The organism is Microcystis sp. LE19-41.2A (assembly GCF_027530405.1).
GTDB classification, from domain to species: domain Bacteria; phylum Cyanobacteriota; class Cyanobacteriia; order Cyanobacteriales; family Microcystaceae; genus Microcystis; species Microcystis aeruginosa.
Map to the genome: position 1 here is coordinate 1 of NZ_JAPZQJ010000178.1, position 1,614 is coordinate 1,614.

Genomic DNA, 1,614 nt, shown 5'->3' on the forward strand with positions numbered 1-1,614 from the left:
GTGTCAGTCTGTAGAGCGACCATAAGACCAGAACAGAGTAAATCTGTTAAGGCAGGTGCGGAACCCCGCAAGGGAAAGAAGCAGAAACCTAAATCGTGAGGTTTGGGAATCACCGTCCGTTTACGGCGGTGAGGATGTCAACGTCAAGTCTAGCTCTAGCACAGAGGCTCCCCTGTCTGGACAGCACTAAGGATTGTCTTGTAATTCACTCGATCCCGAACGTCACCGAAACGACCGCGGTAATATCTTTGTCGATCGAGGAGGTGTCGTAAATTCCCGAATCGCTCACGTCGGTGGAATTGCGCGAGGTGATCTGAAAAACTCCCGTTTTCGCATCGCGCACCCTTCCCACCCGACTGCCGGTACTACTGGCGATCGCCTCAGCCCTCGCTCTCGCATCCTTGGTCGCTGCCGCCACCATTTCCACCCGCAGCTTATCCAGTTGGGTGTAAAGGTATTGGGGGGGTTCAGAGACGAGGTTAATTCCCTCCTCGATCAATTCCGTTACCTGCCTAGAAAGTTCCGTGTAACGGGCCACATCCCCCGCTCGAATCTCGAAGCGTTGGGTGAGGCGATAGGCGAGAATTTGCCCAGTTTCCTGGCCGTTAGCTGTTACTTCGGGAATCGCCATCGTCTCGATCGCGTTGGTGGTGATTGCGTCGTCGGGAACTTGTTTTTCTTTGAGATAAGCTCGTATCCGCTCGGTTTGCCGGATCAGATCGCGGTAGGCTTCGCGGGCGGTGGGTTGTTGACTGGAAACCGATAAACGCCAGAGAAGATAATCGGATGTAATCGCCTTTTTTGCCGAACCAGTCACGACAAAAACATCGCTGGCCCGTTTCACCGCCAAGATCGAGCGCGCCGCTATCCAGGAACTCACAACGAGGGCGATCGATAGCACCGACAAACCCGCGAATAGCTGCGGGAAACGTCGGAATATAGAACTGTCTTTCATCGTCACTCCTCCTGAAAATTCGACGTTTCTATCCTATGCTAGTAGCGAGCGAGTTGAAATTATTATTTACAAAAATCAATTTTTCTTGCGTCAGGTTGATGCGCTTTGACAGCAAAGATTATTCAGCCCTTACTGGAGCTTTGGCACAATGGTGACTGATTGACACTCCCGTCGCACTAAGCGCTTCGGGATTCTTGGTTCATCGAGTTTCCTTAACCTGGCAGGACGTATCCAACATTCACTAGAGGGAATCTCTCCCCCCCCCAAACCCCTAGGGCTGTTTCATTCTCCCATCAGAATATCAAAAGTAAAAGCGATCACTGTCTTTGTAAAATGAGAAGTGACCGCCAACTTTTAAAATATATGTTGAGCTTAATAGAAAAACTGAAACAAGTCAAGGACTTTCGGAAAGATAAAGGAAAAAGACACCATTTATGGATAGTATTAGTAGTAATAATACTGGGAACAATGCTAGGATACTCAGGTTAGAGAGAGCTAGGAGAGTTTGCTAAAAATAATGGTTCTTCGGTTTTTGTTATGCAATGGACGGGGGTTATAAGGGATGGAACCCTTATATAGAAAAGCATTTGGCGATTTTTGTCAATTATTTTTGATCTAGAGCGAACTAATCAATTAAGTCTCTTGCCAGATAAGGATTT

The 1,614-nt window shown here is 48.1% G+C and carries 1 protein-coding gene and 1 pseudogene; one reads left to right on the forward strand and one right to left on the reverse strand.

From position 1 onward, the window contains the following. Window positions 1–205: 205 nt before the first annotated feature. Entirely contained in the window at window positions 206–955 is a 750-nt protein-coding gene (locus O9290_RS07790; protein ID WP_002760412.1) for an SIMPL domain-containing protein, read from the reverse strand. Window positions 956–1,318: 363 nt separating this feature from the next. Here O9290_RS07790 and O9290_RS07795 point away from each other — a divergent pair. Then, window positions 1,319–1,441, forward strand: a pseudogene (locus O9290_RS07795) (transposase family protein); the annotation flags it as partial. Window positions 1,442–1,614 lie beyond the last annotated feature (173 nt).